This is a genomic window from Streptomyces caniscabiei (assembly GCF_014930365.1).
Lineage (GTDB): Bacteria > Actinomycetota > Actinomycetes > Streptomycetales > Streptomycetaceae > Streptomyces > Streptomyces caniscabiei.
Map to the genome: position 1 here is coordinate 49,354 of NZ_JABXWI010000031.1, position 24,876 is coordinate 74,229.

A 24,876-nucleotide genomic window follows, 5' to 3' on the forward strand; every position below is an offset into this window, starting at 1 on the left:
GCTGGTGTCCGGGTTGGGGTGGGGTGCGGGGGCGGGGCTCACACAGCAGGCGAGGCGGCGGCCTGGTCCTCGGTGGCCCCGAGCGCCTGGAGCGTGGCGCAGGGGTAGGCGCTCTCGGACCAGATGCCGGTCTCCGGCGGCGGGAACATCTGCGAGGCGCAGTGCAGGCAGATCGCGAGGCCGTTGTGCTCACCCTTCTCGTGGACGGCCATCACGGCGGCGATGAGAGCGCCCTGGCGGCGGAGTTCGGCGAGCAGCAGTCGCACGTCCTGCGGCGCGTGGGCGATGAACTCGGCGTCGGCGCGGACCTGCGCCCAGTCCTCCTCGGCTGTCCACTCGCGGTGGGCCGGGTCGTTGTCGAGGGGCTCGTCTTCGAGGCGGCAGATCTCGCGGCGGGCCCGGTAGCCGGTGCCGGTGTCCGTCAGGTCGGCGGCGATGTCGATGGCGGTGCCGCCGCCGAACTCGTAGACGCCCCAGGGTCCGGGGGTGGCGGCCTTGTGGCGGGCGTCGATCTCGTCGAGCTCTTGGGTGGTGAGTTCGCTGGTCACGGTGTTCCTTACTCGCGGGTCAGTGTGGTTGGCGGGGGGTGGCGATGGGGTCACGCGCGGTGGTGGACGGCTAGGCGGCGTCGCGGAGGGCGGCGAGGAGCCGTTCGCGGTTGTCGCGCTGCTGGTCCGGGGAGAGCGGCATGCGGCCGGTGGGCGGCTTCCAGTCCTTCACCCGGCCGGTCGGGACGGCCTCGGCGTAGAGGCGCTCGAGGGCGGTGGCGTCTCGGCGGGTGGGGGCGTTGTCGCGCTGGAGGCGTTTGCGGGCGGCGGTGATGGCGTGGGGGCCGAGTCCGGTGCGTTCACGGATTTCGGCGTTGTTGAAGCCCTGGTGGATGAGGTGGGCGACGTCGGCTCGGATTCTCATGGGTGGCTCCAGGGGCTGGGGCGTTCGTTCAGGGTGGCGCGGGCGCACGTGGGTGTTCCCCTGGCTCGGGAACGGCCGGGGCCGGGGGTGCTCAGGCGTCGAGCTGGACGGCGGTGATGAGCGGGTGCGGCTCGAGGGCGATCCAGTCGCAGACGCCGGAGAGGTGGATGGAGCCGTCCTCGTCCTGGCGGGCGTCGTCGATGGAGAAGCGGTCCTGGAGGGCCTGGGCGCGCTTGGTGAACTCGCCCCGGGCCAGGACGCGGTCCGTGTAGATGCCGTGGATGGTGCCCCCCTCGTGCATCTCACCGCTGGAGAGGACCCATACGACGTGGCCGGCCGGGGCCGTGTGCTCGGCGTCGGAGACCTTGGCGATGGCCTGCCCGTACGTCATGAGGCTCTCCTGTGGGTAGGTGGGTGGACTACCCCCACTGTAGCCCATACTCCATTGCGTACGCCATGGTTGTGCAGGCATGAGGAAGCCCCCGAACCAATCACGGTCCAGGGGCTTCCCCCAGCTTGCCCCTCACCGGGAACAGAAACGGGTCAAGAGGGCGCTCTCAGGTCGGCCTCGCACAGCGGGCCACCACCACCCTCCCACCACCCACTGACAACGCTCCCCTGGTCGGCTCACGCTGCCGGCGCATCGGGTTCCGATGAGGAGGCCAAGGCATCCGGCTCGCCTTCGGAAAAGCTCTGACTCGGGTGGTAGATCCGGTATTCGGCGAGTCCTTCAGTGGCGTCGCCGGTCAAGCCGTCAGCGCTGCACGTGAGAGCGGTCGCAGAGCCGTCTGAGTGGATCGTCCACGCAACGATCACGTCGGTCCAGGTGTCTCCGTCGTCTCCCGTGCAGTCGATCATCCAGCCGCCGCCGGGCACCGCGCTCACCACAGCCGCGTCGTGCTGAACGATGCGGTGCACCGTGCCGAACCTGTCTGCCCTGACCAGCCCCAACTTCCCGGCGACGAGCGCATTCCCGTCGTCGTCCCACGCCACCACGGGCTTGGACAGGAACGGCTTTCCGTCGGAGCCGAGGAACGAGACGTGGTACGAACCGTCAGAAGCAATCACGTCAGCCCTCGCCGTCGCTCGAGTGGTCCGCGTACGCGAGCGGCCCGAGAGCCTGGTGCGCCCGATCCAGCGCCTTGTACAGGGCGTGCGCCTGCCGGATCGCATCTCCCATCGCGCCGTGGAAGTCGATGAGTCGACTCGGCAGGTCCTCCGGACCCTTGTCGCTCTTCAGCCGATCGGCATCCTCGAGCCTGCCGATCAGACTCTCGAGCTGGCCGAGCGCCTGGGGGAGGCCGCCGGCGAGCGCGGACAGGTTGGCGACCGTGCTGTACGCGTGACCGGGATACTGCCAGCCGTCCCGCTCGGACAGGGTGGCGTGGTTGAGGGCCCGTACGGCCTCGTAGGCGTCGTCGCTGAGCTGGGCGGGGGTCTTCTCGGCCATGCGCTGGTGGATCCCTTCGGGGGCGTTGTCGGCGTGTCTGGCCAGTCTTCCAGCCGCCCCCGACACTCGGAGCCAGATCGAGCGCTCTGCTCCCGCGTTCGCCCTCTACCGCCGGCCCGGCGCCGGAGCGCATCCTGGGGGCCTGCCGCAACCCCCACCTGTCCACCGGGAGTCGACGATGCACTGTCCGAACTGCGGAGGGTCCGCCCAGCAGGGCCCCGACGGATCCTGGTCCTGCCCCCAGTGCGGCCCGATCTCCGGGTACGGTCCACACGCCCATCCCTCGACGCTGTCGGCTCCACGGATAGGCTCGCTCGCGTGACCACGAAGCCACGCAGTGCCGAGGACGCGGCGAAGGCGGCCGACTTCCTCGCCAGCCGGACGATCACCACCACCATCTGCCAGCAGTGCGGAACCGAGATCGCAGGGATCAACGGGCGGTATTCTTGTGGCATTTGTGGGTGGGTGAACCATTGGTCCCAGGGTGACACCGAGCTCCCGCCCCTGCCCGACCTCGACGACGAGGCCGTACCAAGGGCCTGAAGCCGGGCACGATCACGGGACCGGCCAGTGGGACGACGGGTCAACCCGTGGGGTGGAGCCGACGGACGAGTGCACCGTCGGCAACGTGCCCGTGCAGATGGCCGGCGAGAGCGTATAGGGCGGCCCCGGGCTCTACGGGCGGCGTGTCGGTCACTCGGACGTAGCCGCGACGGGTGCGCCGTGTGGGGGCCGGGCCGCGCCGTTTCAACGGCCGCCCCACGGCGGCGGCGTGCAGCTTCGTCGCCTCGGCGTCGATCGCGTTGATACCGGTCTCCGCAGGCTTCGGCAGGGGAGGCTCATCCCAGGTGTCCGGCTCCAGGGCGGGCGGCTCCATACCGTCGAGCGGGTCGGTGCCGGCGACGGCCGCACGGTGCGCGACGAGGGCGGTGAGGGCGTAGGCGCGCGCGGCATGCTCGGCTCGGGCCTGGAGGTCCGCAACGTGCTCGGCGGCGAGGTCGGCCCGCCGCTGGGCGGTCTCGCACCACAGCGTGTGCCGGGCCTCCACCTGCGCGACGACGGCGGCAGGGAGGGCGCCTGACGCCTTCGAGGCCGGGGCTGGGGCAGCGGCTTCCGTCTCGGCGGCTTCCTGGGCTTTGCGGGCGTCCTTCCACGCGGCGAGGAGTGCCCCGTACAGCCGCCGGTGCTGGGCGAGGAGCTTGTCCGCGGCGGCCGGCCACGGCTCCGCGGCCGCGCCGTCGGGGTGGGGCGCGTGCACGTCGGGGTGGGCGGCCGTGTGCGCGGCATGGTGCTCGCGGTAGAAGTCGCGGCCGCGGTCGGTGATCTCGTACCCGTCGTAGCCGTCACGGGTCCGGGCCAGCGGCGGCACATGCTTCTCGATCAGGGCGCGTTCGATGGTCACCGAGTAGCCCCACTTCAGGTGCTCCCCGCGAAGGTCCGCTGACCACAGCAGCGCCAGGACCTCCCACGAACGGCGGCCAAGCGCCGCCTTGCGGGGGCCGCCGGGGGTGAGGCTGGTGCCGATGCGGGCAGCGGCCCGGCCCTCGCGGGTCAACCGCACGGTCCGCATGAAGCCGTACTCGGTCGGCCGGCTGTCCCGCGTGATCAGGCCGCGTCGCTCGAGCGCGGCCATCGTGGACCCGTTGCCCTGGTTGTCCCAGCCACGCCCCATGAGACGTTCCTGGAGCAGCGTCCAGCCGAACACCTGCCGCAGCGCGGGCTCGTGTGCGAAGTCGATACTCCGCCAGGCGTCCGCAGGCCGCTTGTCGTACACCCCACGGGCCGCGTCACGTCGGCGCCCCGACTCCGCCCCCTGGTCCAGGTCGTAGATGACAGTCAGGGTGCCCTGCTGACGGTCGTTCAAGTCGTTCCACGCCTGGAGCGCCTTCGACGATGACGATGCCGACTTCGACGCGGCCAAGGGGGACACCTCCGAGCGGGCGGGTCTGGGAGTCGTAGAGATAGCACACCGCATCCCACCGACAACGCGGGCAAGAACGCCGAAGGCCCAGCCGCCAGGGGGATGGCGTCCGGGCCCGGGTTGTGCGAGAAGGGGTCACGCGCTGGGCTTTCGCCTTTGCAGCAGCTCGCGGATGGCGGTGACCGTGGCGGTCGCGGCGACAACGGCCGTCGCCAGGCCGGCGTTCCAGTAGTACAGAGCGGCGAGCGGGGCGAGAGAGGCAGCGTAGAGCCGGGGTGTGTGGCTGAACATGATCTAGTCGATCTCCGTTCGGGAAGGAAGTATGGGCGCAGCCCAGCCACACTGGGGCCCTACGGGGTGCCCGTCGGGATCTCTACTCCCGGCGGGCCAACCCAACGTAACCCATACTCCATGGCGGACGCAATGGGGGGCGTCAGAACGGTGCCGGCCCCTGCGCCGCCATCTCTCGCATTGCCTGCTCGGCCTTCCGACAGTCGCGGCACATCGTGTCGTCGCTGCCCTTGGGGATCGGATTCCGGCACGCGCACTCCCGATGGGGACGCGCAGCCGAGGCGGGCCTCGGCGGAGCAGCTTCTCGAGGCGCTGGCACGCCCTGCGGCTGGCTCCGCGTCTGCTGCCGGTCCTCGAGTCGCTTGGGGCACACCTGGCAGGGCGCCGCAGTGTCTACGTCCGCGCCAGCCTCACAGCGCGGGTTGGCGCACCCGTATCGGTCCGTCGCCTTGAGCGGGCGCACCATCGCCACGGCCGCACCGACAAGGCTCTGAATCTGCCCCGTGTAGAACTTCTCGCCCCAGCCGTGGTGGTTCCACCGCTGCTGAATCCTCGCGCCGAGCTGTTCCACTGTCCGGTCCGCGGCCGGTACGTCTCCGGCGAGGGCGTTCAGGATCTCCTGCGACAGCTCCCACACGTCGGGCAGGGGAGCGGCCAGCAGATCGGGCGGGTAGTGGGCGCGTACGGCCCGTACGAGGTCCAGCTGTTCGCGGGTGTGCTTGGTCCTGCTGTTGGCCTTGGCCTGCTGGTGGGGTACTTCGGGTTGGGGCGAGGGGTGGTTGTTGCTGGACGCGGCGCAGCCGCCTTCAGCCTCGCGCACGCTACTACCGTCAGAGGCCCTACGGGCGTCCGCAGCGCTTCGCGCTGAAAGCGCATCCCCACCTGAGGCCGTACCAACTGAAGGAACCAGAGGGAGTTCCGGTTCTTGCAGGTCACCATGAGCATCCGGGTCGGATTTCTGACCCCGTGGGTCGGAAATCCGACCCGGCGGGTCGTAAATCCGACCCACGCCCTTCTCGGTGGCATCCGCGTCCGGGCCCGGGTCGGATTTCCGACCCGCCTCCTGCTCCTCCCGCAGCCGGGCCACGTGAGACAGCTTGTCCTCGGTGTTCCGCCAGCCGGCATACCCCTCGGGAGGCATGTCGTTGACCCGAATCCGGATCGGCTTACCCGACGCGCTCGCACGAGATGACGTCCTCACGGGCCCGCCCTCGGGGGTGCAGATCAGCTGCACCTTGGACAGGGCGTCGAGGATGCCGCGTACCCGCGTGAGACTGCTGGGCTGGCCCTCGGTGGGGCTGGGGATCAGCTCGCACAGATCCAGGAGCGTCAGCTTCCGAACCGGGTTCTTGTACTTCTCGATCACCAGAGACCGAAGGATCAGGTACCCGCGAACGTCCGGATCCCGGAGGCGCGGGCACAGGGGAATCCAGTCGTAGACGCGGGTGGTGTACCAGCCGCCGTCCTCTGGGCCGTACAACTCCACGGGCGGATTGTCGGCCAGTGAGCTGGGCTTCTTCTTCGCGGCGGCCATCAGGCGATCCCTGCCGTGCGAGTGATCACGCTGGGACTACTTGCGGTAACCCGCGCGGTGCCCGGTACCCTCATTGCTGAGGACCTCATTCCTTTGGGGGGACTCGAAAATCCAGCGGAGTCAACGCCGCTGGTGCTGCTTGGGCGCCCTGGCGTGGGATGGAAGCTGCGAACTTCCTTCTGCCGGGGCGTCTTGCGTTTCCGGGGCCGTGGCTGCGAACACGGCTGGGCGGAGACGCGACCGTTACGACGTGCTGGTGGCCTTGCTGCGGCGTGGTTCCTTGTCCGGGCCGCGCCCGACGACCGGGTGCTCCTTGAAGAACTCCACGAAGGGCCTGGTCTCCATCACCTCGGCGTTCGCCAGCGGCCAGTACGGATACGGCCGGTCGATGCCGAAGGGCCAGTCGGGGTGCTTGGAGGCTCGGCGTACGCCTTCGCGGGTCATGTTCCTGGCCAGCCCGAGCCGGACCAGGAGGTCGGCCCCGGTGGCGAAGGTGACGACGGGCGGCATGGCGTTGATCGTTCTCGGATCGGCTTCTTTCAACGCTCACCCCACCGGATCATTCGAACCGGTGGCAGCGCGAGAGTATCGCCAACAAGTAGCATCTTCGGTGACTGCCTTCCTGACATGGGTTGGTCGGTCAAGGCCGCACGACTTCGCAGGTCAGCGGCCAACAGGGAGGTCGTCCGGTTGTGGTGACCGGTCGGCCTCCCGCCCCTCTAGGGCGGTACAAGCGCTTTCATCGCTTCCTCCTCACGCCGCCAAGGCGTTGATCGCCTCGACGGTCTCCTCAGCAGTCCGATTCCCGGCGTACCGAGGTGCACTGAGCATCCCCGCCAGCCGTTCGGCCCGCTTCACGATCCACGAAATCTGCTCCTCCAACGGCAACGAGAGCACCGGCCGGATGGCTTCGGCCGCGCCCTCCACGTCGTCGAGCTGAACCCGCGCGGTCGCCAGGTAGATGTGCGCCAGCCGCTCATCGTCCAACGACCGCTCCTCGACGGGACCGGACTGCCACAGCTCGATCGCCGCCACAGCCTCACGGCAGGCCCGCTCGGCGTCGTGGCCGCCCTCCAGCCAGATCAGGCTCGAGCCGGCGTAATACGACTGCTTCGCCTGCGAGAACCCGAACAACCCGCCCAGCGAGTCCGGGCGCCGCATCCGCTCCCGGGCCTCCTCGGCACCATCCAACGCGGCATTCGCCGCCCTCGAGTCGCCGAGATTCGCCAGGCACTGCGCCTCACCGCACCTGAGCCGGGCCTCGCCAGTCCCCTGGCCATGGCCCACCCACTGGTAGCCGTCACGCACGTACTCCAGCGCGCGCCCGTAGTCGCCCTGGAACCGGGAGATCAGCGACTTCGTGCCAGCCACCCACGCGGCCAGCTCCGCATCACCCGCGAGCTCCGCGCACCGGCCCGCCGCCGTGGCGTGCTCGAGCGCCTCCTCCGCGTCACCCATGTCCAGCAGCGCGTACGACAGCACACCGGACAACCGGCCGGCCGCCACGTACAGATCCGAACGGTCCTGCGGCCGGTGGTGCCCCGACCGGAGACGCTCGAACGCCTCGCCGCGCATCACGTGGGCCCGGTCCATCATCGGAGCCGGAGGAGACGACAGGTAGTCCACCGCGGTCGCGGAGACCCCGTCCTGGAGCTCGCTGATGTCCAGATCCGCGAGCGCGGTCAGGTCCCGCGACATCGCCAACGCAGCCGCGCGCGTCCGATGCGTAGCAGCCGCTTCCCGCCGCGCCAGGTCCTCCCGGTGCCACTGCGCAACGAGCGCACCGTTCGCGCCCGTTGCTTCATCCGCGGCCTCGGCCACGGACAGCGGTGTCGGCCGGCGCCCGGTCTCGAAGTTGTGCAGCGACGTGCGGTCGTAGCGGACACGCTGCGCCAGGTCCGCGAGGGACATGTGGGCAGCCATCCGCCATTCGCGAAGCAGTTCCGGGAAGGTGGTCATGCGGCGAGTCTTCCTCCTCTCTTCCCTGGTCGGCAGAGCATCGCGCCCTGTTGGTCGTCTTTGTCTGTTGGCAATTCCCGAAGTGGCCTATTGCCAACAGTGGGCGCATCTCCGGTCCGACGGACTGGTGCTGGCATGGAGTCAGCACTGATCCACGTTCCCTGGAGATCACGCCGTGGCCTCACTCGTTACCCTCGGGCTCCGCTCGACGCCGTTCCTGGCGCTTGGCGAAGTGAACGCCGTGCTCGGGCTCGCGAGCGTCGAAGTAGGCCTTCACCGGCTCCCACGGAAGCAGGTAGTAGCGACCCACCTTCTGCCACTTCTCCTTGGGCACCGGGAAGTCGGGATCCCGGTGGGCGAGTTGCTGCACCCGCTGCTTGCTGAGATCAACGCGTCTGGCGATCTCGGCGAGCGTCACCATTTCGGGCGGCCTCCCTTCCTCGGTCTTCTTCGGCACGGCTTCATCTTGCCCCATGATGTTGACCCAAGTCTATATCAGTGGTCTACTGGAGATACAGCGCGACCCCGACCGGCAAAAGCCGGACCGGGGTCGCGTGTCCAGAGCGGTGTTGGAGCACCGCTAGGGACGTGGAACCGCCCTACCTGCCACAACAGGAGGCTGATCCCACCATGGATCGTAACCGCCGCACGACTACCCGCACAGCACACCCCGTGGACAACGTCCACCCGGTGTCTACCTCTACCGCCGAGCAGATCGGGCCGCGCGTGGAGGGCGTCGTCTACTACGACGGCCCGCGCCTGGTCCAGGTCCGCCGCGTCGTCACCGACCTCGCCGAGGCCCGCCGGATCCTCCGCCGGAACGCCGCCCGGTTCGCGATCCACGTCGTGGACATGCACGCCGGCACCGACTACTACACCGGCGCCATCTGGACCGGCTCCGACCGGGTCCTGAAGGCGGTGGCCGCGTGAAGAACACCACCGGCTTCCCGCACGACCCCGAGTTGGCCGCCGCCGTAGACGCCGTTTTCCGCCGTTTCCATACCCAGTTCGTGGAGCTGCCGGAGACGTGGAAGAAGATTCCCGGCAGCAGCCGAAACGACCTCAAGTCCAAGAGCAGGACGGCCAAGCTGAAGAGGCTGGCCAATCGGGACGGCAGCCGCTGCGCTTACTGCGGATGCGAGTTCTATGACCTGTCCGAGGCAACGCTGGACCACGTCGTTCCGTATCGGCTGATCAGGTCATGGGCCGATTGGGCTCTGGTGCTGTCCTGCGGTACTTGCAACAACGCGAAGGACAACAAGATCCCCGCCGTGCTGATGCCGCTGCTGGCCACACTGCTGTGCCAGCTCGCGAGGATGCACGCCGTTCCGGTAGAGCGCTCTCTGGTTCCGGTCGGGGGTGCGGCGTGATGGACCAGCAGCGCCTCGCACAGGCGATGCTCGCCGAGCGCACCGCCGCCGGGTTCCTGGCCCTGGTCGGCGAGATGACGGCCGCTCACCCGCACCCGGACGGTCCGACGGTCCGGCTGACCGCCACGGTCATCGACGGCGGTGCGGACCTCGGGTTCGTGGACGTGGACGTCACGAACCTGTGGGACCTGGGGGAGCGGGCCCGCTCCAGGGCCGCCAACTCCGCTCCGACCGCCCGTCCTGCCCTGCGCGTGGTGGGGGGTGCGGCGTGATGCAGCAGCCCGACCTCGAGCAGATGCCCGGCGCCGAATGGTCCGCCGGCGCGGTCGCCCAGTGCTACCCCGACCTGTACGACGACATCGTCGACCTGTTCACCAGCCTCGACCCGCGCCAGATCACCGACCAGGTGATGCGGGACCGAGAGGTCGACTTCCGGTCCGCCGTCGCCTCCCTCGACGACTGGTTCGGCGAGATCGCCGACCCCTACGCGGACGAGGACGACGCCTGATGACCGCGCGACCGTACGACGTCCACACGGCGGGCAACGCCGTCCCGCCCGTGGACGGCACCGACCTCGGCGACATCCTCGACGACCTCGAAGGATTCCACCCCGGAATCGATCTGATCCGGGACGGCATCCGCCTCATCGCCACCGACCGGCTGACCCTCGCACAGACGCAGACGCTGTGCGCGGTCCTCGCCGGAGCCAACGGCGTCGACGTCCTCACCCTGATCGCCCACACCGTCGCCCGCCTCACCGACGCCGACACCAATCCGTCCCTGCGCACCCTCCCGCTCGAGCAGCAGAAGACCGCAGCCCTCCACGGCGAACGCCTCGTGTTCGACCTCGCCGACGACGACCTCCACCAGCACGCCTCCGAAGCCGCCGCCTCCATCACCGGCACCTGACCCCGAAAGGAACCCCACGACCGTGAAGACCCGACTCGCCCGGTTACGGGCCTGGATCACCGCCTACGCCGGCCAGTGCTCCATCTGCCAGGGCTGGTTCGACGACTGGCCCGGCGGCATCTGCGCCGCCTGCCAGGCCACCGGCCGCACCTGACCACCCACCGGGGCCCGACCACCCGACCGAACGACGGCCGGGCCCCACCCACCAAACCGACCTGGAGGAACTCGCCATGGCGAAGACGGCCAAGATCACACACATCATCACCGGTTCCGAACGCGCCAACGACGGTGTCGGACTCGCCTTCGACGAAGCCACCCACGAGCGGGAGGCCAAAGCCGCCGCCGAAAGCCTGCGCGTCTCCGAGGAAACGCTCAAGGACCTCGCGAAGAAGCGAGCCCAGGCCCGAGCCGAAGCCGCCACCGCCCGAGACACCTCGAACGACCGGACCTACGGACCCGGCCAGCCCGACGGCATGGGCCCGAAGCGATGGTGGCAGCGCGGCTGACCCCCGTCCCACCACTCCGCCCGCATCGAACGCTAAGGAAGGACCATCGTGAAAAACCCCAAGGCCACCGCGATCGAGGCCACCGTGCTGGTCTCCAGCGGCATCGTGGCCGCCATCCTCGGCACGCAGCTCGCCGACCGGAACGTCGACACCGCCGCCATCCTCACCGCCGTCCTGGCCGTCCTCACCGCCAGCCAGTACTTCGCCAACCAGCTCACCCAGGGCCTGCGCACCACCTTCTACACCTGCCCGACCAAGGGCTGCCCCGTCTCCATCCGCGCGAAGCAGGTCGGCGACGCCGAGCAGGGCCGCCTCCGCTCCATCGCCACCGACCACACCCGCCACGGTGACGCCCGATGACCGGCCGCGAGTTCACCCAGCAGCACGGCGACCCCGCCGACTGGAGCACCGCCGACATCGAGGCGCAGCAGAACCTCGCCGCCATCGACGCCCTCCCGCGCACCACCACCGTCCTGGTCCTGCCCGCCCGGCAGACCACCCCCGACCACACGCCCGCCGCCTGACCGGCAGTCCGCCAACCGCCGCTGACCCAGAGAGGACCCGCCCATGCTCACCCAGGTGCAGAACGCGGCCGCGCAGGTGCCCGCCCAGGCATGGGCCGTCCTGCTCGCCCTGACCACCCTCGCCTTCGGCTACCGCATCGCCCCCAAGACCCGCGCCCGCCGCACCCACCGCCAGCCCCGCGACAACCAGAAGCGGCGCACCGTCACCGGCTTCCTCGGCATGGGCCTCGTCGTCCTCCTCGGCTTCGGCCTGTCGGCGAACACCTCGATCGTCTTCGCCGAGGCCCGCCTGCACATGGAGTCCCCCTGGACCCTGACGGTCGGCCTCGCACTCGAGGGCATCGTCCTCGGACTCACGCTGTACTCGTGGGCGTTCGAGGACAAGGGCACCGCCCGCGCCGCGTACTTCCTCGTGCTCGCGCAGGCCATCGGCGCGATCGAGGTCGTCCGCTTCCAGAACGAAGACCTCGGCACGGCCGCGGTCCGCATCGTCGGCCCCGTGATGCTCGCGTACGGACTGCACAAGCTCCTCGGCCTCGAGACCAAGCTCAAGAAGATCGAGATCAAGTCGGACGGCATCCTCGCCCGGTGGTGGCGGGACCGCCTGAAGCGGCTTGAGAGCCACCTGGGGATCGGCTCGCGCGGCGCCGACGCGCAGGCGATCAGCCGCCGCAACGCCCAGGACAAGGTCATCGCCCTCGCCACTCTGGGTAAGCCCTGGTACATGAGCAAGCGCGCCTACAAGAAGGCCCTCATGCGCGCCGGCGACGCCTCCTTCCAGGGCCTGGACGACACCCTCGACCAGCTCGGCACCGAGATGCTCATCACCACCCGCATCGACCGCATGGGCGCCTTCAAGTCCCTCCCGAACCGGACCGAGGACTACACCCTCCGGTCACTGCGCCCCACCGTTCAAGATCAGGGCGCACCGGCACCCTCAACCAGCAGTGACCCCATCGTGACCAGCGAGGGCGCACCAGGGCGAGGCCAGGACGCGCCCAACGCGAACCCGGTCGCGGCGCAGGCGAACAAGAGGCCCGAGACGAGCGAGGCCGACCTTCGCACCCGCGCCTTCGACCTCTACTTCGACCTCCGGGGCACCGGTCCGGCCCCCTCACAGAACGCCTTCGAGAAGGCGTGGCGGGACGCCGGATACGGACTGAAGACCGACGACATCCGCGCCCTCTACAAGCACATCCACACCAAGGTCACCGGTAACAACCCGTAACCGCCAGCCCGAGGAGACCGCCATGAACCAACCCATCACCTGGACCGCGCGCACCGTCGCCGAAGCCATCGACCTTCTCCACGCCGTCGAACAGCGCATCGAATCCGGGATGAAAGCCGCCCACCCCGGCAACGCTCCGGCCCGCCTCCGAGCAGGAGAGAAGACCCCGCTCAGCCTGCGCATCACCTTCGACTCCAGCGCGCTGGAGCAGATCGCCAACGAGCGCAGCGCGTTCGACGACCAGGTGGACCCCCTGACGATCACCGACAAGCCCTGACCAGCAGAAACGCAAGAAAGGAACCCGCAGGTGGACCAGCAGACCCGGACCGAACAGCGGCCCGGGACGGCGCCCCCGTCCCCGGCCCCGACCCGCGTCCCCACCACGCCCGCCCGGGTACAGCCGGTCCAGGCCCCGCCGAACCTCCTCGACCCGCCGACCTGGGGCCAGCGGCTCCTGCCCAAGCACCTCCGGCAGGCCATGGCCGGCCTCGGCTGGTGGCAGGACCCGGTACCCCAACCCCCCTCCCTGCACCTCCTCCAGGTCCGCGAAGCCCTCGAGCGATACGGCTGGTGCAAGTCCCTCGACGTGTCCCCGACCGGCCGGATGTGCATCCGCGGCTGCCAGGCCCTGCTGGAGAAGTCCGGCCACGTCACCCCCCACCACCGCGCCCGCGCCGAGCACTACCTGAAGCAGCAACTCGCCAAGGACGGCGTGACCATGCCGTTCTTCGCCTGGAACGACCTCCCCAACCGCACCTTCCCGCACGTCACAGCCCTGCTGACCAGCGCCTCCTACCAGGCCCGCGCAAACGGAGAGTGAAATGAACACCCCCAACAACGACCCCGAATTCAGCGCCATCATCAACAACGGATACGGAATGAACACCGAAACCACCGATCCCACCCCCTACGGAATTCCCGCACAGCCGGTCAAGCCCGGCCTCACCAAACGCGGAAAGACCGCCCTCGCCATCGGCGCCACCGTCCTCGCCGCCGGAGGCCTCATGTCCTACCAGGCATACGCCTCTTCCATGGCCGAATCCCAGACCAAGGCCGACGAGATCGCCCTCAAGGAGAAGGCTCTCGAGCTGGAAACCATGCGGGAAATGAACCGGGCGGCCGAGGCGCAGAAGAAGACCCAATCCACGGAGATCAAGGCCCGCCAGACGTCCGTGAACAAGTGCATCAAGGACAAGGAAGACCTGGTGGGGAAGGGACTCGGCTCGCCCACCTACCGGGACGTCGTGGACCTGTGCAACACCCAGTACGCGGGCCCCGTCACCGACGGCAGCGACATGCAGGCCGCCGGATCCGCCCAGGACACCCAGGCCGGCGGGGGCGTCAACGACGGTCTCCTCGTCGGCCTCGGCGTCCTCGGCCTCGGTGCCGTGTTCGCCGTCCGCAAGGGCAGCCGCCCCGCCACCCAGTAGTTACTTCCCACCTACTTCCCACCCGGGAAAGACCCCCGACCACGCCCCCACGCAGGTCATTCAGAGATCTTCTCCGGGTGGCCTGCCCGGTAGTAGTAGTCCACGAGAGCGAGGAATCTGATGGCGAGCGACACGGCCCCCGCTGCCGCCTCCGGGCCGAACGACCCCGCCCCCGCCACGCACAACCCGACCGGTCTGGCGGGGGTTCTGGCCCCTGTCCAGCCCGCCCGCCAGGCGCCCGCAGCGTTCACCCTCGACCCGGCCGGCGCAGGCGCTCAGACGCAGGAGACGGCCGGTAGCGGGGCCTCCAGCGCCGCCTACCACGCCCCCGAAACGGGGGCCGGAAACGATGGCGGGAGCCGTACCTCGACCAATTCGGCCGCCAGTAAGGAGGGGGTTTTCAAGACCATTCTCCGTGCGGCGGCTGAGCGGTGGCGCAGGGGTGCGGACATTCACGTGAAGCGGCTGGAGATGCAGAAGGCCCGGTATCAGGCCGCGCAGGTGAAGGAAACCCGTCAGGTCGTGGTGAACCGCTCCCCGGGAAACACTTCCGGTGGTGGTTCCGGGTCTACTTCGGGTGGAAAGCAGGTCGGCGCGAAGGGTAATTCGGCCGGATCCGGTTCCGGGGCGCAGAAGAATTCCAGCGGAGGCGCCCTGAAAGGCTCTACCGGTGGTGGCCAGCGGACCGGTTCCGGGGGCGGCACGGGTAGCTCGGGCAGTTCCGGCAGCAAGGGCACCGGCCCGGGCTCGGGCTCCGGTGCTGGTGGACGTGGGACGTCGGGCAGCGGGAAGCCGACCGGCCCGAAGCAGTCCCCCGTCGGGCAGGGCCAGAAGGACAGCGGTACCGGAGGCCGGTCCAACGCCGGCGGCCCGGGCAAGGACCGCAAGTCGTCGTCCGCCGGGAACACCGGCAGCACGGGCGGCCGGGGAAGCGACGGCAAGCAGGGCAAGGACGGCCAGCGCGGCAAGAGCACCGGATCGTCCGGGAAGACCGCGGGCGAGAAGCCGCGCAACGACCGTCCGTGGAAGAACCGCACCGCGACCGGCGACACCAACGACAAGAAGACCCGCGACGGCGGCAGCCCGAAGAACGCCCCCGAGCCCACCAACGGTGCCAAGGGAGCCGACCCCAAGCAGAGCGGCCCGAAGACCAGCGACGCCAAGGGCAGCGGCCCGAAGACCGGTGCCGCCAAGACCGGTGAGAGCGACGCCAGCGCCCCGCCCGCAGACCTGTCCAAGAAGCCCGGCACCCCGGACACCGGGAAGACCGGACAGGACCCGGCCAAACCGAGCACCCCCACCAACCCCGCCACCACACCCAAGAAGACCCCACCGGCACCCGCAACGGACCCCGGCACCACCGGCAGCGGCAAGCCGCTCGACGTCCGGGCCTCCCGCGAAGCCGGATACCGCGACGGCGTCAGGACCGGCCGCGTCATCGCCCACATGGGCGCCTACCGCGACGGCGCACGCGACGGCTACCGCGACACCCACGAAGCCGCCGAACGCCAGCGACAGCGCCTGGACCAGGCCCACGACACCCGCAAGAAGCAACGCCACACCGACACGAAGGGCGGCCCCGAGGTGAGCGCCAAGACCAGCGCCGACCACCACCCCCAGCCTGTGCCCGTGCACCAGGTGACCGCCACCCACGTCACCTTCGGCGACGGACAGTCCCGCACCCGCGGCGAGGTCCGCACCCTCAAGCAGTACGAACGCCGCCTGGAGGAGAAGGCCGACGGGATGCATCGCATCGCGGACGCCACCAAGAAGCTCCAGGCCCACGCCGAGGAGCAGGCGAAGACGGCCACCGGCCTGCTCGAGCAGGCGAAGGCCATCAAGGGCGGCGAGAAGGTCACCTCCGTCCTGTCCCGCCTGGTCGACAAAGCCACCAACCAGGCCCGCCTCGCCGGGAACCTGCAGCAGCGGGCCCTGCGAGCGGCGGAGAACACCACCGTCATCCTTGCCAACACCCAGACCCGGTACGGATCCATCTACAAGGCCGTCGTCGACTCGCCCGAGACGAAGCCCGCCGAACTCCGCTTCTACCGCGACGGAGGCACCAGCAATGCCTGACCTGACCTACAAGCAGCTGCTGCGGCAGTCCACCGCCCTGGCCCGGCAGATCGTCCGCGACGCCGAAGGCATCCGTAAGGTCTCCCACCAGATCGGGCAGGAAGCCGACGACACCGCCCGCCTGTCCCAGATGATCGCTGCGATGAAGGTCGACCCGGCCACCGTGTCGGAGACCCTCGAACTCGCCAAGATCATGCGCGGGCTGTCGGACGCCGCCATCAAGTACGCGGCCGGAGCCGACGACACCGCCAAGGCCGCCCAGGCCACCCACGACGAGACCCGCAACGCCCACGACGGCATCAACCAGGCCGTCAACTCCTCCAACGTCACCGGCATCCACGACGTCCACCGCGACTGGTTCACCCAGCAGTAACCCCTCTGCCCCTCGGCCCCCACCCCTGGAGGAGGCCCCTCGACTGCCTAGGAGATCACCCGCCATGACCCACACCGCCGCCGCCCAGCCCCGCAACTCCACCACCGAACTGAACATCGCCCGCGCCCAGATCGCCGCCCCCATCGCCGCCGGAATCGCCGCGCCCTTCCTCAACGACGGCGCGGCCCTCGCCGCCGGCCTCGCCTACAGCGCCACCGCCACGTTCACCACCCTCAACTACATGCGCCGCCTGCCCGCCGCCCTCACCGCCCAGCTCCCGGCCGCCGACATCCTCGAGGCCCACAGCACCACGCTGGGCATCTCCACCGCCGCCACCGGCATCAGCCTCACCCTCGGCCTCCTCGGCGACACCGCCGGAACCGACGCCCTCATGGCCGGCATCCTCGACCCCGCCAGCATCCCCGGCATCATCTCCCTCGGATGGTGGGCCACCGTCGCCCTCATCCCCTACAAGCTCCGCAACGTCCTGCGCCGCCCCCGCGCACACCGCCCCGCCCCCCACCACCCCACCACCGTGGCCGTCCCCCTCACGGAAGAGGACCTGATCCTCCAGGCCTGGGGCACCCACATCTCCCACCCCGGCCAAGGCACCAACCGCGAACAGGTCCTCCAGGTCCGCACCCTGTCCCCGACCCGCTGGACCGGCACCATCACCGCCCCTACCGGACAAGCCGTCACCGTCACCCCCGACACCGTCTCCAGCGTCTACCGGATCCCCGCCCAATGGATCACCATCCGGCCCGGCATCCACGCCGGCGAAGCCACCATCACCGTCAACCTGACCGCCCCCGCCGAACTCGACCCCACCACCCTCGCCGGCGCCTGGCGCAAGTGGGCGGCACGCTCCGGCGGCGTCATGGCCGACACCCACCTCGAAGACGTCCAGGACGACCCCAACACCGGCGGCGAAGTCGCCTACGTCGTCGCCGGAGAATCCCTCGACAAGCTGCCCGTGCCCGACCGCGCCAGCCTCGCCGGAGCCCTGCGCACCAACACCCTGCTGTGCTCCTACAGCCCCGTCCCCGGCGACCCCCGCCGCGGCACCGTCCGCCTCATGAAGCACAACCCCCTCGAAGCCGGCGTCCCCTTCCCCGGCACCCATGTCCTGAAGATCTCCGACGGCGGCTACGTCCAGATCGGCCGCCACGTCTCCGGATTCCCCGCCCGCATCCAGTTCGTCGACCCCAAGCTCGGCGCCAAGCACCTCTTCGTCGCCGGCGTCACCGGCTCCGGCAAGGGCGGCCTCATCCAGATCGTCGCCCTCGCCGACCACGTCAACGGCCACGCCATCCTCTACGCCGACCCCAAGGGATCCTCCAACCCCGACGTCGAAGCCATGGCCTGCTACTCCGGCCTCGGAGACGACGGCTGCATGGGCCCCCTCCGCGTCGCCTACGCCCTGCTCCGCTGGCGGATCGCCGAATCCGCCCGACTGAAGATGAAGAACTTCGTCCCCACCCCCGAACGGCCCTGGGTCCGCCTCATCCTCGACGAAGCCCACGTCCCCCTGTCCGAACTCGACCAGCACAAGAAGGAAGCGGCGAAGATCCTCGAAGCGCTCGCGGCCAAGGCCCGCTCACAGGGCATCATCCTCACGATCATCAACCAGGCCGTGAACGCCGACAAGCTCGGCGGCTCCACCGCCCTGCGCACCAACGTCATCCAGGGCGGCTCCCTGGTCATGCTCCGCACCGACTCCGACCAGCGCCACCTCGTCACCACCGGATTCGAAGGCGTCGACCCCGGCCAGATCCCCGCCGCCTGGGACGTCGACAAGCCCCTCGTCTACGACGAGAACGTCGCCATGCAGGACCCCGAGTCCACCTTCGGCCTCGGCTACACCCTCGGCCCGGGCGGCGCCGCAGAGATGATGCGCGACTTCATCCTCGAATCCGCCGCCCCCTACATCGACCCCAGCGCCGTCGCCCACCCGGCCGACTGGCCCGACTGGGACGACCGGCACGAGATCGCCGCCACCAGCGTCCTCGGCGAGGACGACGACACGGACGCCGACCTCATCAGCGGCCCGGTCAGCAGCATCATCAGCGGAATCGACCTGAGCACCAAGAAGGACCCGACCGCCGAGGAGAAGATCCTTACCGCCCTGCAGAGCTCCGCCGACCCGCTCGGCCTCGAGCCCGTCTACCTACACAAGAGCGACATCGGGAAGATCGCCAGGCTGGAGGGATCCACCCTCGACAACACCCTTTCCCGCCTCGTCACCGCTGACCGGATCCACCGCCAGCCCGGCACCGGACGCGACGTCCGCGGCCGCTACGGCTACGGCCAGGCCCCCACCCTCGACAGCACGGAAGGCGACGAATAGCCGCCAGGGGAAGGCGCCTCAGACAAACCGGCGCGCGTACGGCAGCATCGTTCACGTCGGCCCGCCCGAGACTCCTTCAGTCAGTGTCCCCGCGCCGGCTGTGTTGCCTGGGCGGGCCGACACACGATCTGCCCGGACTCCTTTCTCGAGAGCCCGGGCCCTACGGTCCCTGACACCACCCACCCCCCCGGGACGGTTTCAGGGACCGCACCACATCCGGCCCGGCCCAGGCCGAAGGGTGTCAGCCGACCCGCGTGAACACACCGCAGTCGTTCCTGAACAGCTCACCCGCCTGCAGCGTGACCGTCAGCTCCCGCGCCTGAGTGACGAACTGATTCGCGACGATCTCCCCGTCCTTCGACGTCCGCTCCCAGTAGCAGTCCTCGAACCGACCCACCGCCCGATACGTGCCCGGCCGAATCTGCTGCACGTCCTCCTCCGGGTCGTACGGTGCGGGATCCGCCACCACCTCCCAATCGCCGGCCTTCACCGCCCGCTCGTAGTCCCCCGACACCGCGGCCTTGACCGTCTTCGTCCACTTCGGGCACAGCTTCGGCACCCCGAACGTCAGCACCGCCGCCCCGTCCCCCAGCAGGTAGCCGCCCTCGTCCAGCCACTGAGCCCGCGGCACCCCGCTCTTCCCTTCGTCCGGCAGCGACACGCAGATGTCGTCCACGAACTCCGAGGCGCTGCCGTAGATCGAGTCGTGCGTCCAGCCCTTCGCATCCGCCTTCCGGTCGATATCGCCCTCCGGTCCCGGCGGATAGGTCGGCGCCGGCTCCTCCGGAACTTCCTCCACCGGCACCGACGCCGTTGCCCGCGCGCCCGCCGACTCGGACTCCGCCCGCCCGGATCCGTCGCCGTCGGCGCTCGAACAGCCGCCCACCATCACCACCACGGCCAGCACGCCCCCGGCCGCCACACCCACCCCACGTACACGCTTCATGCCGCGCAGCATGGCCCTCACCCCGAGCCGGGGGAACCCATATCCGAAAATCGGCGATCATTCGTCACAGGCGCGGGGCCGAACAACCACACACCGAGCGGGAGCCCCCACCGCCATGTCCGTACCCAAAGCGAAGCAGGCATCCGTCGCCGACCGGCGCCGCGAGATGCTCATCATGAAGATCCAGGGCAGCACCGCAGCCCAGATCGCCGAGCACTTCGGCATGTCGCCGGCCACCGCCCGATCCGACCTGTCCCGCGCCATCAAGAAGGCCCGCGACCTCGAGGTCCAGCAATCCGAGCTGTACCGGTACATCCAGGGCGCCCGACTGGAGGAACTGCTCCGCGCGGTCATGCCGGCCGCCACGCGAGCCGAGGACCCCGACCTGAAGGCCAGCGAACAGGCCCGCAAGCTGATCGTCGACATCACCGACCTGTTCGGCCTGAAGGTGCCCGTACGCACAGAGATCAGCGGTCCGGACGGAGGCGCCATCCCCTTCTCCAGCGGCGAGGCCGCCGAAGTCATGGCCCTCATCGACATCTCCGACCGGGAGAACGCCGAAATCCCCGCCATCGACCCGGACGCCGACTTCGACGACGAAGACGACGAAGACCCCGCCGTCGACGACCAGGACGACGATGACGACGGCGACTGACCGGCAGCAGGCGCTGGAGGCCAAGTACCGGGCGCTGCCGCCCGAGCAGCGCCGCCGCGTCATCGCCCGGGCCCGGCCGGAGACTCGCCGCAAGCTCGCCCGCGTCGAGCGGGAGATGGCGATGGACCGGTCTCCCGGCGCGCTCGCCGCGGTCCTCACCGAAGGACGGGAGAAACAGGCCGCACACCTCGACATGATCGACAGCGCGTTCCGGCGCATCGCCAGCGGGGAACGCCTCCAGGTCATGCTCACCTGCCCGCCCCGGCACGGAAAGAGCCAGCGCGCCTCCCGCTGGGGCCCACTGTGGTACCTGCGCCGGCACCCTGAGCACCGGGTGATGATCGCGTCCTACGGTGCCGACCTCGCCGACGACCACGGACGCTGGGTCCGCGACCAACTCCGCGAATACGCCCCCGCCCTCGGGATCCGGCTACACCCCGCCTCCCACGCCGCCAACCGCTTCGACCTCGAACAGAAACGCGGCTCCTCCGTACGAGGCGGCATGGTCACCGCCGGCGTCGGCGGCGGCCTCACCGGCAAGGGCTTCAACCTCGGCATCATCGACGACCCGTTCAAAGGCCACGACGACGCCGCCAGCCCAGCCCAACGCGAACGCGTCTGGGAGTGGTACCGGTCCGTGTTCTTCACCCGCCGCGCCCCCGGCGCCTCCCTGATCCTCATCAACACCCGCTGGCACGAGGACGACCTGTCCGGACGCCTCCTCTCCCACGAACCCCACCGCTGGCTCCAGATCGACCTCCCCGCCCTGGCCGACCGCCCCGACGACCCCCTGAACCGAGAGATCGGCGAACCCCTCTGGCCCGACCAGTACGACGCAGCAGAACTCGCCGACATCCGCGAATCCGTCGGCGAACGCGTCTGGTACGCCCTCTACCAGCAAAAGCCCCGACCCCTCGAAGGCGGCGTCTGGAAGTGGGCATGGATCACCGGCAACCGGATCAAGCCCGAAGCGTGGGCCGGGATCAACCCCACCCGGATCGTCGTGGCCGTCGACCACGCCGGCGGCGACACCCTCCGCAACGACGAAGTCGGCCTCGTCTGCGCCGCCCGCGACACCGAAGGCGACATGTACGTCCTCGACGACCGCTCCCGCACCATGGGCGCCGACACCTGGGGCGTGGAGGTCTGCAAACTCGCCGTCGAGCGGCAAGCAGATGCCATCCTGGTGGAACGCAACTTCGGCGGCGACATGGCCCGTCAGATCGTCGTCCAGGGCTGGCAGGAACTCGCGCAGCAGGGCGAGACCCGCGGGATGCTCATGCCTTCGATCATCGAAGTGCACGCCAAGCAGGGGAAGCGGCTCCGCGCCGAGCCCATCGCGCAGCTGTACAAGCAGGGGCGCGTGCACCACGTCGGTGAGCACGTCGAACTCGAAGGCCAGATGGTCACCTGGCTGCCCGGCATGGACAGCCCAGACCGCATGGACGCCGCGGTGCACGCCCTCACCGAGCTCGCCGACCCTGCCGGCGAGGGGCTGGGCACGCAGCAGTACAGCGACAACCGCCTCCGCGGCCGCCGATAGCCAGGGGAACCCCTCCCAGCCCACTCCCGTACGCTGATCACAGGCGCGGGGCCTCGATCAGCGGGAAGGACTGCTGTGGGCCTCTTCGCCAGCGCCAAGGACACCGTCATCGACGCCTGGTCCTGGCTGAACTACAAGCCCCTGTACTCCGACACCCTCGGCATGCCCAACCGGCGGGCGTTCCCCGAAGCCCACGCCACCTGGGTCCCGGCCGCCGACGAACGCCGCCTGTCCGCGTACAAGCTCCTCACCGCCTACGACAACAACCAGGTCGCCGAGCTGTCCGCGTACCTCGACGGCGACAGCGCCCGCGAGCGCCGCGAGTTCGGCGACCCGTCCATGTTCGTCGACACCATCACCTCCCACGTCCTCGGCGACGAGCAGACCATCACCGTGCCCGGCGCCGAACAAGCAGACGGCGGAGCATCCTCCGACGCCGCGACCGCCGAACGCGTCCAGACCCTGCTGCGGGAGTGGGCTGACGAGGAACTCCTGCCCATGCGGCTCCTGCAAGCCGAACGCAAGGCCGTCGGCCTCGGCGACGGCGTCCTACTGCTGCACTGGGACGCCGACAAGCAGCGCGTCCGCGTACGCACCTATGACCCGGGCTTCTACTTCCCCGTCCTCGACGAAGACTCCGACGGCTCCGACTTCCCCGATCGCATCCACTTCGCCTGGGAACTCCCTGAGGACAAGAAGCGCCGACTGCCCGCACGGCTGCGCCGCATCACCTACCACCTGGACTGGATCCGCCCCCAGGCCGCCAACGGCGTCGACCGCACCGGCCGGCCCGTCCGCGCCACCGTCATGTCCGAACCCACCGACGAGACTCCCGAGCAGCCCCTCCTCGGCCGCGGCGACCTCCTCGACAGCGGCGGCGCCATCACCCGCATGTACCCGTGGAGCGAGCAACCCTCCTACAAGACCGTCTACCTCACCGACGCGATCTGGGAACTCGGCGACCTGAAAGGCCCCGTCGACGTCGACGACCTTCCGATGGACAAAGCCCGCTTCGCCACCAACGGCCAGGGCGAAGTCCTCGACCACCTCGACATGCTGATCGACTTCCTGCCGGTCATCCACGTCCCCAACACCGTCCCCGCCGCCGGGGAACACTGGGGGCAGAGCAGCCTCGCCAAGGTGCTCCAGGTGTTCGACGAACTGTCCGGCTCGGACACGGACTCCTCCCGCGCCTCCGCCACCACCGGATCCCCGATCCTCGCGATCTCCGGAAAGGCCATCAACGGACAGCAGCAGTACACCGCCGGACCCGGCATGGTCCTCACCCTCGGGGACGGCGGCTCCATCACCTCCGTCGACACCAGCGCCAACCTGGCCGAGCTCCGCAACCACCGCAAAGACCTGCGCGACCAGGCCGCGGCAGCCGCCCGCATCCCCGCCGTCGCCCTCGGCATGGGAGACCCCGCCCAGTTCGACTCCGGCTACCAGCTCGAACTCGCCCTCGGCCCGCTCGACTCCCTCATCTCCGCGATGCGCCTGGCCCGCGACCACGCCGACCGGCTCCTGCCCAAGTTCGTCCAACGCCTCTTCCAGGCCGGCCAGCACCCCGACTGGATCGGCCTGCCCGTCCTCCCGGCGAAGCTCACCCGCGGCGCCTACACCCCCACCGACAAGGCCGCCGTCCTCGAGGAAGTCACCAAAGCCCGCACCGCCGGCCTCATCTCCCTCGAGACAGCCATCCGCCGTCTGCAGGAGATCGGCTGGCCCGTCGACGACATCGAGCAGGAGATCAAGCAGATCGAGGCCCGCGCCTTCGAGGACGCCCGCATGCTGGCCGACGCCCTCGGCAACCCCGAGGAAGTCGCCGCGTTCCTCGGCCGCCAGGCCCCCGACGAACCCGAAACCCCCACCGTCCAACTGCCCTTCAACGCCCTCCCGCCGGGAGACGAGGACCCCGAGGAGACGGTGGGGCAGGGGAGCCAGGGGAACACGTGATGCGATCTGTGCTGAACTTGGATCTAGGCGCGGGGCCTGAACGTCCTTTGGGAGGACTTGCACTCATGCGTCGCCCCGCGCAGACCCGACCGGCCGCCCCGCGCGTCGAGGTGGTGTCGGCATGACCGAGCCCACCATCCAGCCCCCCGCCGCCCCGGCCACGGGCCCGGTGCCCACCCCAGCCGACATCGCCGCCCGGGCCGGACAGCAGCCTCCCGCCGTTCCGGCCGCACCGCCGGCACCGTCCGCCGAGCCGGGCGAGGAGATGGTGTCGTTCACCCAGCGCCGCCTGAACAAGATCATGGTGGACGAGAAGGAAGAAGGCCGGCGCTCCGCGTACCGGACCATCGCCGAAGCCGCCGGCGTGGACCCCGACACCTTCGACCCCGCCCAGTTCGGCGACCTGCTCAAGAAGGCCGAACAGACACGCCAGCAGCAGCTCTCCGAGGAGCAGCGGCGCGCCGAGGAACTCCAGCGGCAGACGCAGGCCCTGCAGACCGAGAAGGCGAAGGTCGATCAGCAGCAGGCCGAGATCGCCGAAGCGCGCCGCGCCCTCGCCCGGGAGCAGGCCCTCACCCGCCTCGGCGCCCTCGACCAGGTCGACGACCAAGGCACGGTCACAGCCCCGAACCTCCAGGACGCCCTGGCCATGCTGGAGCGCGACCTGCGCGAGACCCCCGACGCTGATGCGGCCGCCGTCGCTGCCGCGGCCGAGGCGCTGAAGAAGCGCCGTCCGGAACTGTTCGGCACGGCGCCCGCCCCGCAGACCCTGCCCCCGGCGCCGTCCGGCGGGCCCGCCAGCGGCAACGCCCCCCGGCAGCCCGCCGGAGCCAAGGACGCCATCCGCGACGAGGCACGCAAGCGCGCCGAGCGGATGGGCCTGCGCACCGCTTCCTGACCGGCCAGGCACGAGACCTAGGGACCACGCCCTGACCCCCCGTGGACG

Annotated in this window: 33 protein-coding genes; 21 read left to right on the plus strand and 12 right to left on the minus strand. The window is 69.9% G+C overall.

Annotated features, from left to right (window positions below; genetic code table 11):
- Positions 1-38: 38 nt before the first annotated feature.
- The 5 genes from HW837_RS45170 to HW837_RS45190 all read right to left on the minus strand — a co-directional run bounded on the left by HW837_RS45170 (position 39) and on the right by HW837_RS45190 (position 2,362).
- Positions 39-548 carry a hypothetical protein gene (locus HW837_RS45170; RefSeq protein ID WP_193382872.1) on the minus strand — a complete coding sequence of 170 codons (510 nt, stop codon included), beginning with the start codon at positions 546-548 and terminating at the stop codon, positions 39-41.
- 70 nt (positions 549-618) lie between these two features.
- Positions 619-912: a helix-turn-helix domain-containing protein gene (locus tag HW837_RS45175; RefSeq protein ID WP_193382871.1), complete on the minus strand. Its 294-nt coding sequence runs from the start codon at positions 910-912 to the stop codon at positions 619-621.
- Between the two features lie 91 nt (positions 913-1,003).
- Positions 1,004-1,303, minus strand: coding sequence for a hypothetical protein (locus HW837_RS45180; protein ID WP_193382870.1), 300 nt, complete (start codon positions 1,301-1,303; stop codon positions 1,004-1,006).
- Between the two features lie 236 nt (positions 1,304-1,539).
- A complete protein-coding gene (locus HW837_RS45185) occupies positions 1,540-1,980 on the minus strand; it encodes a hypothetical protein (RefSeq protein ID WP_193382869.1) in 441 nt (146 codons plus the stop codon).
- A 1-nt stretch (position 1,981) separates the two neighbouring features.
- The gene (locus HW837_RS45190; RefSeq protein ID WP_193382868.1) at positions 1,982-2,362 is read right to left on the minus strand and encodes a hypothetical protein; all 381 of its coding nucleotides are present in this window, start codon (positions 2,360-2,362) and stop codon (positions 1,982-1,984) included.
- A 318-nt stretch (positions 2,363-2,680) separates the two neighbouring features.
- Here HW837_RS45190 and HW837_RS45195 point away from each other — a divergent pair, with 318 nt between their 5' ends.
- A complete protein-coding gene (locus HW837_RS45195) occupies positions 2,681-2,905 on the plus strand; it encodes a hypothetical protein (RefSeq protein WP_193382973.1) in 225 nt (74 codons plus the stop codon).
- Positions 2,906-2,945: 40 nt separating this feature from the next.
- On the opposite strand, the gene HW837_RS48235 is transcribed toward HW837_RS45195, so the two are convergent.
- The 6 genes from HW837_RS48235 to HW837_RS45225 all read right to left on the minus strand — a co-directional run bounded on the left by HW837_RS48235 (position 2,946) and on the right by HW837_RS45225 (position 8,524).
- The gene (locus HW837_RS48235) at positions 2,946-4,283 is read right to left on the minus strand and encodes a hypothetical protein (protein ID WP_196790264.1); all 1,338 of its coding nucleotides are present in this window, start codon (positions 4,281-4,283) and stop codon (positions 2,946-2,948) included.
- Positions 4,284-4,418: 135 nt separating this feature from the next.
- The gene (locus HW837_RS45205) at positions 4,419-4,574 is read right to left on the minus strand and encodes a hypothetical protein (RefSeq protein ID WP_193382866.1); all 156 of its coding nucleotides are present in this window, start codon (positions 4,572-4,574) and stop codon (positions 4,419-4,421) included.
- Positions 4,575-4,716: 142 nt separating this feature from the next.
- Positions 4,717-6,108 (minus strand): hypothetical protein, encoded by a 1,392-nt coding sequence (locus HW837_RS45210; protein WP_193382865.1) that lies wholly within the window; start codon positions 6,106-6,108, stop codon positions 4,717-4,719.
- 243 nt (positions 6,109-6,351) lie between these two features.
- Positions 6,352-6,618 (minus strand): hypothetical protein, encoded by a 267-nt coding sequence (locus HW837_RS45215; protein WP_193382864.1) that lies wholly within the window; start codon positions 6,616-6,618, stop codon positions 6,352-6,354.
- 243 nt (positions 6,619-6,861) lie between these two features.
- Entirely contained in the window at positions 6,862-8,067 is a 1,206-nt protein-coding gene (locus tag HW837_RS45220; protein ID WP_193382863.1) for a helix-turn-helix domain-containing protein, read from the minus strand.
- A gap of 181 nt (positions 8,068-8,248) precedes the next feature.
- The gene (locus tag HW837_RS45225) at positions 8,249-8,524 is read right to left on the minus strand and encodes a hypothetical protein (protein WP_193382862.1); all 276 of its coding nucleotides are present in this window, start codon (positions 8,522-8,524) and stop codon (positions 8,249-8,251) included.
- A gap of 233 nt (positions 8,525-8,757) precedes the next feature.
- Here HW837_RS45225 and HW837_RS45230 point away from each other — a divergent pair, with 233 nt between their 5' ends.
- The 16 genes from HW837_RS45230 (at position 8,758) to HW837_RS45300 (ending at position 18,830) form a co-directional block, all read left to right on the plus strand.
- Entirely contained in the window at positions 8,758-8,997 is a 240-nt protein-coding gene (locus tag HW837_RS45230; protein ID WP_193382861.1) for a hypothetical protein, read from the plus strand.
- Positions 8,994-9,437, plus strand: a complete 444-nt coding sequence (locus HW837_RS45235; RefSeq protein WP_193382860.1) for an HNH endonuclease — start codon at positions 8,994-8,996, stop codon at positions 9,435-9,437. The genes HW837_RS45230 and HW837_RS45235 overlap by 4 nt, the downstream gene beginning before the upstream one ends.
- Positions 9,437-9,709, plus strand: a complete 273-nt coding sequence (locus HW837_RS45240; protein WP_193382859.1) for a hypothetical protein — start codon at positions 9,437-9,439, stop codon at positions 9,707-9,709. The genes HW837_RS45235 and HW837_RS45240 overlap by 1 nt, the downstream gene beginning before the upstream one ends.
- Entirely contained in the window at positions 9,709-9,945 is a 237-nt protein-coding gene (locus tag HW837_RS45245; protein ID WP_193382858.1) for a hypothetical protein, read from the plus strand. Before HW837_RS45240 ends, HW837_RS45245 begins: the two co-directional genes overlap by 1 nt.
- Positions 9,945-10,346, plus strand: coding sequence for a hypothetical protein (locus HW837_RS45250; RefSeq protein ID WP_193382857.1), 402 nt, complete (start codon positions 9,945-9,947; stop codon positions 10,344-10,346). The genes HW837_RS45245 and HW837_RS45250 overlap by 1 nt, the downstream gene beginning before the upstream one ends.
- A gap of 22 nt (positions 10,347-10,368) precedes the next feature.
- Positions 10,369-10,500, plus strand: coding sequence for a hypothetical protein (locus HW837_RS49855; protein WP_272875591.1), 132 nt, complete (start codon positions 10,369-10,371; stop codon positions 10,498-10,500).
- Positions 10,501-10,576: 76 nt separating this feature from the next.
- The gene (locus HW837_RS45255; RefSeq protein WP_193382856.1) at positions 10,577-10,852 is read left to right on the plus strand and encodes a hypothetical protein; all 276 of its coding nucleotides are present in this window, start codon (positions 10,577-10,579) and stop codon (positions 10,850-10,852) included.
- Positions 10,853-10,900: 48 nt separating this feature from the next.
- Positions 10,901-11,212, plus strand: a complete 312-nt coding sequence (locus tag HW837_RS45260; RefSeq protein WP_193382855.1) for a hypothetical protein — start codon at positions 10,901-10,903, stop codon at positions 11,210-11,212.
- Positions 11,209-11,376: a hypothetical protein gene (locus tag HW837_RS45265; RefSeq protein ID WP_193382854.1), complete on the plus strand. Its 168-nt coding sequence runs from the start codon at positions 11,209-11,211 to the stop codon at positions 11,374-11,376. Before HW837_RS45260 ends, HW837_RS45265 begins: the two co-directional genes overlap by 4 nt.
- A gap of 43 nt (positions 11,377-11,419) precedes the next feature.
- Positions 11,420-12,604, plus strand: coding sequence for a hypothetical protein (locus HW837_RS45270; protein WP_193382853.1), 1,185 nt, complete (start codon positions 11,420-11,422; stop codon positions 12,602-12,604).
- 22 nt (positions 12,605-12,626) lie between these two features.
- Entirely contained in the window at positions 12,627-12,881 is a 255-nt protein-coding gene (locus tag HW837_RS45275; protein WP_193382852.1) for a hypothetical protein, read from the plus strand.
- Between the two features lie 30 nt (positions 12,882-12,911).
- Entirely contained in the window at positions 12,912-13,424 is a 513-nt protein-coding gene (locus HW837_RS45280) for a DUF6197 family protein (protein ID WP_237270675.1), read from the plus strand.
- 1 nt (position 13,425) lies between these two features.
- Positions 13,426-14,034, plus strand: a complete 609-nt coding sequence (locus HW837_RS45285) for a hypothetical protein (protein ID WP_193382851.1) — start codon at positions 13,426-13,428, stop codon at positions 14,032-14,034.
- Positions 14,035-14,490: 456 nt separating this feature from the next.
- Positions 14,491-16,110, plus strand: a complete 1,620-nt coding sequence (locus tag HW837_RS45290; RefSeq protein ID WP_193383570.1) for a hypothetical protein — start codon at positions 14,491-14,493, stop codon at positions 16,108-16,110.
- Complete coding sequence (locus HW837_RS45295; protein ID WP_193382966.1) at positions 16,103-16,483, plus strand: hypothetical protein; 381 nt, start codon at positions 16,103-16,105, stop codon at positions 16,481-16,483. Before HW837_RS45290 ends, HW837_RS45295 begins: the two co-directional genes overlap by 8 nt.
- A 64-nt stretch (positions 16,484-16,547) precedes the next feature.
- Entirely contained in the window at positions 16,548-18,830 is a 2,283-nt protein-coding gene (locus tag HW837_RS45300; RefSeq protein WP_193382965.1) for a type IV secretory system conjugative DNA transfer family protein, read from the plus strand.
- Between the two features lie 241 nt (positions 18,831-19,071).
- On the opposite strand, the gene HW837_RS45305 is transcribed toward HW837_RS45300, so the two are convergent.
- Entirely contained in the window at positions 19,072-19,776 is a 705-nt protein-coding gene (locus HW837_RS45305) for a hypothetical protein (protein WP_193382964.1), read from the minus strand.
- Positions 19,777-19,891: 115 nt separating this feature from the next.
- On the opposite strand from HW837_RS45305, the gene HW837_RS45310 reads away from it, so the two are divergent.
- The 4 genes from HW837_RS45310 to HW837_RS45325 all read left to right on the plus strand — a co-directional run bounded on the left by HW837_RS45310 (position 19,892) and on the right by HW837_RS45325 (position 24,828).
- Positions 19,892-20,431, plus strand: a complete 540-nt coding sequence (locus HW837_RS45310; RefSeq protein ID WP_193382963.1) for a sigma factor-like helix-turn-helix DNA-binding protein — start codon at positions 19,892-19,894, stop codon at positions 20,429-20,431.
- Positions 20,415-21,974: a terminase large subunit domain-containing protein gene (locus HW837_RS45315; protein WP_193382962.1), complete on the plus strand. Its 1,560-nt coding sequence runs from the start codon at positions 20,415-20,417 to the stop codon at positions 21,972-21,974. Before HW837_RS45310 ends, HW837_RS45315 begins: the two co-directional genes overlap by 17 nt.
- A 75-nt stretch (positions 21,975-22,049) precedes the next feature.
- A complete protein-coding gene (locus HW837_RS45320; protein ID WP_193382961.1) occupies positions 22,050-23,930 on the plus strand; it encodes a hypothetical protein in 1,881 nt (626 codons plus the stop codon).
- 121 nt (positions 23,931-24,051) lie between these two features.
- Complete coding sequence (locus HW837_RS45325) at positions 24,052-24,828, plus strand: hypothetical protein (RefSeq protein ID WP_193382960.1); 777 nt, start codon at positions 24,052-24,054, stop codon at positions 24,826-24,828.
- Positions 24,829-24,876: the final 48 nt, after the last annotated feature.

Bases quoted from the DNA above. Each gene is read 5' to 3' on its own strand.
- HW837_RS45175 (WP_193382871.1), bottom strand. From the start codon at position 912: ATGAGAATCCGAGCCGACGTCGCCCACCTCATCCACCAGGGCTTCAAC.
- HW837_RS45180 (WP_193382870.1), bottom strand. From the start codon at position 1,303: ATGACGTACGGGCAGGCCATCGCCAAGGTCTCCGACGCCGAGCACACG.
- HW837_RS45190 (WP_193382868.1), bottom strand. From the start codon at position 2,362: ATGGCCGAGAAGACCCCCGCCCAGCTCAGCGACGACGCCTACGAGGCC.
- HW837_RS45205 (WP_193382866.1), bottom strand. From the start codon at position 4,574: ATGTTCAGCCACACACCCCGGCTCTACGCTGCCTCTCTCGCCCCGCTC.
- HW837_RS45210 (WP_193382865.1), bottom strand. From the start codon at position 6,108: ATGGCCGCCGCGAAGAAGAAGCCCAGCTCACTGGCCGACAATCCGCCC.
- HW837_RS45215 (WP_193382864.1), bottom strand. From the start codon at position 6,618: ATGCCGCCCGTCGTCACCTTCGCCACCGGGGCCGACCTCCTGGTCCGG.
- HW837_RS45220 (WP_193382863.1), bottom strand. From the start codon at position 8,067: ATGACCACCTTCCCGGAACTGCTTCGCGAATGGCGGATGGCTGCCCAC.
- HW837_RS45240 (WP_193382859.1), top strand. From the start codon at position 9,437: ATGGACCAGCAGCGCCTCGCACAGGCGATGCTCGCCGAGCGCACCGCC.
- HW837_RS45245 (WP_193382858.1), top strand. From the start codon at position 9,709: ATGCAGCAGCCCGACCTCGAGCAGATGCCCGGCGCCGAATGGTCCGCC.
- HW837_RS45250 (WP_193382857.1), top strand. From the start codon at position 9,945: ATGACCGCGCGACCGTACGACGTCCACACGGCGGGCAACGCCGTCCCG.
- HW837_RS45255 (WP_193382856.1), top strand. From the start codon at position 10,577: ATGGCGAAGACGGCCAAGATCACACACATCATCACCGGTTCCGAACGC.
- HW837_RS45265 (WP_193382854.1), top strand. From the start codon at position 11,209: ATGACCGGCCGCGAGTTCACCCAGCAGCACGGCGACCCCGCCGACTGG.
- HW837_RS45270 (WP_193382853.1), top strand. From the start codon at position 11,420: ATGCTCACCCAGGTGCAGAACGCGGCCGCGCAGGTGCCCGCCCAGGCA.
- HW837_RS45275 (WP_193382852.1), top strand. From the start codon at position 12,627: ATGAACCAACCCATCACCTGGACCGCGCGCACCGTCGCCGAAGCCATC.
- HW837_RS45285 (WP_193382851.1), top strand. From the start codon at position 13,426: ATGAACACCCCCAACAACGACCCCGAATTCAGCGCCATCATCAACAAC.
- HW837_RS45295 (WP_193382966.1), top strand. From the start codon at position 16,103: ATGCCTGACCTGACCTACAAGCAGCTGCTGCGGCAGTCCACCGCCCTG.
- HW837_RS45300 (WP_193382965.1), top strand. From the start codon at position 16,548: ATGACCCACACCGCCGCCGCCCAGCCCCGCAACTCCACCACCGAACTG.
- HW837_RS45305 (WP_193382964.1), bottom strand. From the start codon at position 19,776: ATGAAGCGTGTACGTGGGGTGGGTGTGGCGGCCGGGGGCGTGCTGGCC.
- HW837_RS45310 (WP_193382963.1), top strand. From the start codon at position 19,892: ATGTCCGTACCCAAAGCGAAGCAGGCATCCGTCGCCGACCGGCGCCGC.
- HW837_RS45315 (WP_193382962.1), top strand. From the start codon at position 20,415: ATGACGACGGCGACTGACCGGCAGCAGGCGCTGGAGGCCAAGTACCGG.
- HW837_RS45325 (WP_193382960.1), top strand. From the start codon at position 24,052: ATGACCGAGCCCACCATCCAGCCCCCCGCCGCCCCGGCCACGGGCCCG.